We start from the raw sequence: 7905 nt of genomic DNA on the forward strand, positions 1-7905 counted from the left end.
TCGTTGAGAGTTTAGCTGGGAACGGGGCTCTCAAAAAACAGACTGCACATTATAAGCAGTAGCGCCTACGCTTGCAAGCTGCATTGGGGTTTATTTTCGCCTTATATACATTAAACTGCAGCGTTGGCCAGTTTTTTAGCGGTTTTAAACATTTGTAAAATTTGTTAATGGCTTTCGTTAACCGGACAATTATGACGGCAATAGACGATAAAGTCCAGCGACAACTTGTCCGACTTTAGTTTGTTTTAAGCACTCAAAACCTATGATGCCTTGCGTTGTCTCTGCTTGAGGCGCAGAGTTCTCGTTAAGACTGGCTACCAATTGATTCAATTGCAGGGTTAAATCTTTATCCGCTTCTAAATAAATCAGCGTTTCTGTCGAGATTAAGGACTGTTTTATCAATGCCATTAAAATCGGCTGCCATAAGTCTTGGGCATAAGGTGGGTCGATAAAGACGATATCAAAATGATGAGGAAGGGTTTGGTTTTGGGTCAGTACTTGCTCGGCTGTGCCTTGAACGATTTGATAATTAGCGGTATCGAGGCGTAATTGTTCGGCGCTTTGGCGCAGCATGTCGCTTTGTGCCGCATTTATTTCGATAAAGGTGGTATGCGCCGCGCCGCGTGATAATGCTTCGAAGCCTAAAACACCGCTGCCAGCGCAGCTATCAAGCACTTGGGCGTCATGAATATCAGCAATCAACCAATTAAATAAGGTTTCACGCAAACGGTCTGGGGTCGGACGCAAGCCTTCGGCATCGATAAAACTCACGCTACGGCGCTTAAACTGACCACCGATAATACGTACATCACCAGCAGCACTGTTTTTCGTTTTTGCTTTATGTGTTTTTTTAGGCTGTCGCGTACTGGATGTTTTTTTCATAGCGCTTTCTTATTAACCCTGTTATTAACTATCTTATCAACCGTTTTATTGACTCACGCTATCATCACTCAGAGGTAGCAGCGGTCGTAGTTGTTTCCGCACCTTGCGCTTCTGCTTGCTCTGCGAGCGCCTGTTCTTTATCACGTACTGCATCACGCATGGCTTTCTCAAACGCTTTTTGCCGTTTAATGACTTTTAATTGATCGGCAGTAGGTGGCAAAATAGGATCGGTTTTACGCTGTAACATCCAGTAATCAAACAAGGCGCGCCCGATAGGAGCTGCAACGGCACTACCGCCACCGCCGTTTTCGACCAATACCGCAAGGGCGATTTCTGGTGCTTCAACAGGGGCAAAACCATTAAACCAAGCGTGATCCCAATGGCGTTTATCAAGGGCGGCTTTATTATAGCTTTTACCTTGGGCAATCGATTTCACCTGTGCGGTTCCGGTTTTACCAGCAATGCGATAGCGCGGCGTATAAATACCACGCCCTGTACCTGCTTTGATGGTGTCTTCCATCGCATCGTGCATACGCAACCAGTCGGAAGGTTTACCGTTATATTCGATTTTGCCATCAGGCTTGGTAATCACGTCGACCGCTGCTGCCCCGTCGCTACTTTTTAATAAATGCGGGGTGATATGATAGCCCTTATTGGCGGTCATGGCGGTGGCATTGGCAATCTGTAACGGTGTGGCCAAGAAATACCCTTGTCCGATGCTAACAGAGATGGTTTCACCCGGTAGCCACCCTTTATCATAGGTGTCTTTTTTCCATTTTGGCGAGGGCATAATGCCTGGTTTTTCATTGGGTAGGTCAATACCCGTTTGTTCGCCAAAACCAAAGCGTACCATCCAGTCGTGCAAGCGCTGAATGCCCATCTCGTATGCCAGCTTATAATAATAAGTATCGACCGACATCACGATAGATTTCTTTAAATCCACCGTACCGTGTCCGCCTTTTTTCCAGTCACGAAAACGGTGTGAATCACCGGGCAGACTAAAATAGCCGGGGTCGTAAATGGTGGTTTCCCAATCACGTAAGCCGTAATGAATACCGCCTAAACCTTCAAAGGGCTTAATCGTTGAGCCGGGCGGATAGGTGCCTTGTAGCGCGCGATTATAGAGCGGCTGATCAAGGTCTTCTCGCAGGTCACCATAATCTCTAAAAGAGATACCGGAGATAAAAGGATTGGGGTCGTAGCTTGGATTACTGACGAACGCCAATACATCGCCGTTTTTTGGGTCGATGGCGACGATGGCGCCGCGGCGACCATCAAGCTGCTGCTGAGCAATGGTCTGTAAGCCATAATCTAAACTTAGAGTGATATCATTACCAGCGATTGGCGCTTTGGTATCGAGCTGGCGTATGACATTGCCGTGCGCATCGGTTTCTACGGACTGATAGCCCGGCTGTCCAAGTAAAATATCTTCATAAAAATCTTCAATACCAATCTTGCCGATAAGGTCGGTGCCGGCATAGCGATCTTTATTGATTTGCTTGGACTCTTTATCGTTAATCCGTCCAACGTAACCAATCACATGGGCAAACAGCTCATCATAAGGATAAGAGCGCGTGAGCTTGCTCTGAATACTGACGCCACGAAAAAAGGGTTTTCGCTCACTAAACTGTGCCAATTGTGCTTCAGTTAAATCAATCTTGATGGTCACAGGGTCATTTTTGGTTTTGCTTAAGCGAGCCAAGATATCGGTGATATTTTCATCTGTTAAATCAAAGATAGGCGCGAGCAAATTTAGCGTACGTTCTGGGTCTTCGACTTCATCAGGGCTCAGCATGGCAGTAAATACTGGCTGATTGTCCGCAAGGATAACGCCGTTTCGATCGTAAATATAACCGCGACTGGGCGGCGCAGAAATCAGCTTAATGCGATTGTTATCGGCTTGGGTGGTGTACTTATCGTGGGCATAGACTTGCAGATAACCATAGCGCGCAATCAAAGCCGTCAAACCCAAAAACATGCACAGCCCAAGGATAATAACGCGGCTGGTAAAAATGCGATTAACCTGTTCGGTATCGGGAGTGAGCGGTTTGTTCATATAAAGTCAGTACCCGGACGGTCAGTGAATCGGTCGTTTATGAATTGATAAGTTGATAATGAATAAATCAATAACAGTTAGTGAGAAATAGAGGGCGCTAGATTGATGCATTTAAAGCGAGGTGAGCATAAAGGATAAGCCACACTCTTTCAATAACATAGCCTGATATTTTATCAATAAATCTCGATTGATTTGCTTGAGTATAGCGGCTAACCATTCACGCAAGGCAACCATAAATTATAACAGAACAAATGCATTGACGCAGTACGCCGTTATTTATTTTATAGGGTCGTCATTATACTAATTATCTTTGTTGTTAGCATGGCTGTTGTCGCCGTTTTTAGTGTTGCTATTTGGGTTCTCTTTACATCGAATTAGACACTGTAACGGTTGATATGCTGATGGTTCATGCTGCTAGATGATAGTAAAGGTTTTAGGAGTGAGAGTAGCGGGCAAAACGTGTCATCGCTAGTCACAACTTGCCGAGGGTCGATATGTGCTAATGAATAGCAAGTATGCTAGAATCAGGCGATTTATTTCAGCCAGTTAGCGCGTTATTTCTTAGCTATGTGGTTATTGGGGATAGAGCGGCTTTTTGTTAAGCGTTCTTAATCTGCTCAGGATATTTGGTTAACAACGACAATCATTACCTCAAGGATAATTAGAGTCATGGATGCAAATTCATTGTGGCAGACGATAGCGGAACATCCCGAGTTTTTTGCTATGCTGACCATTCCACCGGTGACCGCATTTGTCACTTGGATACATGTGTGGATGGCGCTCAAGATGCTATTTTATCCGGTTAAGTTTTGGGGTATTCGGATTCCAAACTTTCCGTTTTTTGGCTTACCGGGCTTAGGTTGGCAAGGTATTGTACCGCGAAAGGCTGGTAAGATATCGGGTGTTATCGTTGATCAGACGCTCTCAAAGCTCGGTTCGCTCGATGAGTTTTTTCAGGCGATGGAGCCTGCGCAGATGGCGGTATTTATCACCAATGCGGTCGATGAAAACCTTGAAGTATTGATTGATGAGATTATGCTTGATCATTCGCCAGCGCTGTGGGGCAATCTTCCTTACGCATTAAAGCGCCGCGTCTATGCCCAAGCGCATCAAGAGTTGCCAAATATTATGCAATCCTTGGTGACAGATTTGACCTATCACGTTGAAGATTTGGTCGATATGCGTAAAATGATTGTCAATAAAATGGAAAGCGACCGTCGCTTGATGGTCAATATGTTCCTCAAAGTCGGGCAAAAAGAGATCGATTTTATTTGGCATATCAGTGCCTTGATTGGCTTGATATTCGGTATTATCCAAATGTTTATATTTTTGGTGGTGCCGCAGCATTGGACCGTACCGTTTTTTGCCGCCATTTGGGGTTTTCTGACCAACTGGATTGCGATTTGGATGGTCTTTAACCCTGTTGAGCCGCATTTTATCCCTTATGTGAAGTTTTTTGCCCTGCAAAGCCGCTTTCCATTTATTAAGCCGCAGCTACCGCATATCGCTCAATACCGCTTTCAAGGCGGCTTTATGAAGCGCCAAGAGGAAGTCTCTGAGGTTTTTGCTGAGATTGTGGTCAAAGATTTGGTGACACTTGAGAACATCATGAATGAGATGATGTATGGTGACCGCGCCATAGAAACGCGTGAGCTGATGAAATCTCACCTGTATAAGGTGTTAGAATCGCCAGTTATCAGTACCACATTAAGAGTAGGACTGGGTCGCCGTGAGTTTGGGCAATTAAAAAATACCATTATCGACAAATCAATCGTCGCTACCATGGTGCCACTGCGTGATCCTGAGCTCAATGAAAGCCGAGCCAGTAAAATATTTGGGCTATTTCGTGACCGTATTCGCGCGCTATCACCCGATGAGTTTCAAAACCTATTGCGTCCCGCTTTTCGTGAAGATGAGATGACGCTGATTGTACTGGGCGGCTTGACAGGCTTTTTGGCAGGTTGGTTACATCTGGTCTTGGTGTTTTTCCCTGCCATGCAGTGATAGATGGTTTTTTATGTTCTTTACACACATCGCATACAGAGTGGATACAGAAACGTGACAAGTTGACGCTAATGTACCATGCTGTAAGCGCCTGTAGCTGCAACGGCTGATGGTGATAAGCGTATAATAATAGCAACCGAAAACACCTACAGTAACGAATACGGGATACTTTCGAATATCCCGCAACACCAATCCCTAAAATAAACAATGACCGTATTAAGGTAAACAAGGTTAGACCGTATGTTAATCACAGAATTGGGTTATTTTGCCTTGCTGGCCGCTTTCGTATTGGCGATTTTGCAGGTGGTACTACCAACTATTGGTGTCATGAATAACCATGTTGCTTGGCAGCGTCTTGCACCAAGCTTAGCATGGGCGCAGTTTGCGGCCATGATTGTCTCGTTTGGTGCATTGATGGCAGGCTTTTATTTTAATGACTTTAGCTTGGTCTACGTCACTCAGCATTCTAATACCTTGTTGCCTTGGTATTATAAATTGTCCGCGACGTGGGGCGGGCATGAAGGCTCGCTATTGCTTTGGATGACCATCATGGCCACTTGGTGTGCCTTGGTCTCCTACTTTAGCCGTGGTTTGCCATTGTCAATGCGCGCACGCGTACTGGTGATATTGGCGGGCGTACAGATGATGATGCTGGCGATGTTAATCTTCACCTCATCACCGTTTGATCGCACCTTGCCAAACTTACCGGTCGATGGCACGGATTTAAACCCTGTGCTCCAAGATTTCGGTTTGATTATCCATCCACCGATGCTTTATATGGGCTATGTGGGTATGGTTGTGCCGTTTGCCTTTTGTATGGCGGCATTATGGGAAGGGCGCTTGGATGCGGTCTGGACCCGTTGGTCGCGTCCATGGGCGCTGGCTGCTTGGGGTTTTTTGACCATTGGTATCGCGCTTGGCTCTTGGTGGGCGTATTACGAGCTTGGCTGGGGCGGTTGGTGGTTCTGGGATCCGGTAGAAAACGCTTCACTGATGCCTTGGCTTGCCGGTTTAGCCTTGCTGCATTCGTTGGCCGTGACTGAGAAGCGCGGTGTGTTTAAAGCGTGGACCATTATGCTGGCCATCTTTGCTTTTGCCTTAAGTCTCTTGGGTACTTTCCTTGTACGCTCTGGGGTCATTACCTCGGTGCATTCGTTTGCTGCCGACCCAACGCGTGGCCTAGTCATTTTAGTGATTCTGGGCATTATCGTTGGTGGTGGACTGCTGATGTTTGCCATTCGCGGTTGGCGTTTGACGGTTGAAAGTCAGTACCAGCTGGTATCACGTGAATCATTTTTAGTGATTAATAACGTTATTATACTCATTGCAACCTTAGTGGTATTACTTGGGACGCTTTATCCTATTATCGCTGACTCCTTTAATTTGGGTCAGGTTTCTGTAGGCCCTCCATATTTCAATGCGCTATTTGTGCCATTAACTTGGTTGCTGCTAATAGCGATGGGCATGGGTTCTAATATCCGCTGGAAGAAGGACAGTCGTCCGCTATTGGGCGCAGGCATGGTCATTGCGGTCAGCAGTCTGGTATTGGCGGCGATTATTGCTTATTTTGTCAGCCCGTCCGATATGCTTAATATTGGCGTGACGCTAGCGGTGAGCTTTTGGGTCTTATTTTGGATGGTCGTCGACTTTAAAGACAAAACCAAAAATGCCCCGAGTTTCTTTAAGGGTCTAGGTCAGTTACGTTTGAGCTATTGGGGTCAACAGACCGCGCATATTGGGGTAATCATAGCCGTCATCGGTGTTGCCTTTACCAGTACCTTGAGTATCGAGCGTGATGTGGCACTGGGCGAAAATGATACCGTGCATGTGCAAGGCTATGACTTTGAAGTTAAAGACTTCCATGAGGTCAGAGGCAGTAACTTTGATGGTATGCAAGCGCAGGTCGAGGTGACCAAAGACGGTCAAAAAGTGACGACCTTGTATCCTGAAAAACGTACTTATGTGATTAGTATGATGCCAATGACCGAGGCGGCGATTGATGCCAGCCTCATGCGTGACGTCTATGTGGCACTCGGCGAACCTATCGCTGAAGACAGTAATAAGTGGGCGGTACGTATTTATGTTAAGCCGCTCATTCGTTGGATATGGCTTGGCGCGATTATCATGGCATTAGGTGGTTTATTAAGTATGCTCGATAGCCGCTATCGTATTAAAAAGACTAAAACATCCGCTCAAATTGCGGCAAATAAAGCCGGCTTTATCACTGAAGCTGAAATAGGGGAGAAATAAGATGAGTCAATCAGATAATTCTTCCCAAAAAACGCCTGACAATAAAGGTGCTGCTAACAACAAAGCGGCTGCTAATAATAAACCTACTAAAACCATGAAAAAAAGCCAGATGAAAATATGGTTTTTGATTCCGCTGATTGTCTTTGCTGGTTTTGTGGTCATGCTGTATATGCGCTTGGGTCAGCCGACGGATATCGTCACCAACACTGCGCTTGAGCGTCCGGTGCCGACGTTTGAGCTGCCATTATTGTCAGATACCAGTCGTATCATGACCAACGACAATCTGCCAGATCAGCCGTTTTTGATGAACATTTGGGGCTCTTGGTGCCCAACTTGTATCATTGAGCATCCTTTTTTGATGCAATTAGAAGAACGCGGTGTCAATCTGGTTGGGGTGAACTATAAAGATGATATCGGTAATGCCCTAGGATATCTAAATCGCGGCGGCGATCCTTTTTCGATGTCTATTCAGGATTTGTCCGGTCAATTTGCCCTAGACTTAGGGCTGACTGGCGCGCCTGAAACCTTTGTGGTTGATGGTGAAGGTATTATTCGTCAGCATATCGTTGGTGAGATTAATGAGAGCAATTGGCAAAGCCGTATCACGCCTTGCTTGATGCTGCTCAATGAAGCTGATAAGAACAATGTTAGCCCAGACGCTACTCAGGTTAAGGAGATGTGCAAATGACGGCTCTCTACTTAAAAGCTAGACA

5 protein-coding genes are annotated in these 7905 nt (G+C 45.9%); 3 read left to right on the plus strand and 2 right to left on the minus strand.

Features of this window, described 5'->3' with window-relative positions; genetic code table 11:
- Positions 1-189 precede the first annotated feature (189 nt).
- Positions 190-882 (minus strand): 16S rRNA (guanine(966)-N(2))-methyltransferase RsmD, encoded by a 693-nt coding sequence (gene rsmD, locus B3Q63_RS05755; protein WP_296174775.1) that lies wholly within the window; start codon positions 880-882, stop codon positions 190-192.
- A gap of 64 nt (positions 883-946) precedes the next feature.
- Positions 947-2938: a penicillin-binding protein 2 gene (gene mrdA, locus B3Q63_RS05760; RefSeq protein ID WP_296174777.1), complete on the minus strand. Its 1992-nt coding sequence runs from the start codon at positions 2936-2938 to the stop codon at positions 947-949.
- Positions 2939-3607: 669 nt separating this feature from the next.
- On the opposite strand from mrdA, the gene B3Q63_RS05765 reads away from it, so the two are divergent.
- From B3Q63_RS05765 to B3Q63_RS05775, 3 genes are all read left to right on the plus strand, one after another.
- Positions 3608-4942, plus strand: a complete 1335-nt coding sequence (locus tag B3Q63_RS05765; protein ID WP_201565194.1) for a hypothetical protein — start codon at positions 3608-3610, stop codon at positions 4940-4942.
- 240 nt (positions 4943-5182) lie between these two features.
- Entirely contained in the window at positions 5183-7192 is a 2010-nt protein-coding gene (locus B3Q63_RS05770) for a heme lyase CcmF/NrfE family subunit (RefSeq protein WP_296174782.1), read from the plus strand.
- A gap of 1 nt (position 7193) precedes the next feature.
- Positions 7194-7880, plus strand: a complete 687-nt coding sequence (locus tag B3Q63_RS05775; RefSeq protein WP_296174784.1) for a DsbE family thiol:disulfide interchange protein — start codon at positions 7194-7196, stop codon at positions 7878-7880.
- Positions 7881-7905 lie beyond the last annotated feature (25 nt).

The sequence above is a fragment of the Psychrobacter sp. UBA2769 genome (assembly GCF_002352555.1).
In the GTDB taxonomy this organism is placed as follows: domain Bacteria; phylum Pseudomonadota; class Gammaproteobacteria; order Pseudomonadales; family Moraxellaceae; genus Psychrobacter; species Psychrobacter maritimus.

Coding starts and splice junctions, on each gene's coding strand:
- rsmD (WP_296174775.1), bottom strand. CDS start 882: ATGAAAAAAACATCCAGTACGCGACAGCCTAAAAAAACACATAAAGCA.
- mrdA (WP_296174777.1), bottom strand. CDS start 2,938: ATGAACAAACCGCTCACTCCCGATACCGAACAGGTTAATCGCATTTTT.
- B3Q63_RS05765 (WP_201565194.1), top strand. CDS start 3,608: ATGGATGCAAATTCATTGTGGCAGACGATAGCGGAACATCCCGAGTTT.
- B3Q63_RS05770 (WP_296174782.1), top strand. CDS start 5,183: ATGTTAATCACAGAATTGGGTTATTTTGCCTTGCTGGCCGCTTTCGTA.
- B3Q63_RS05775 (WP_296174784.1), top strand. CDS start 7,194: ATGAGTCAATCAGATAATTCTTCCCAAAAAACGCCTGACAATAAAGGT.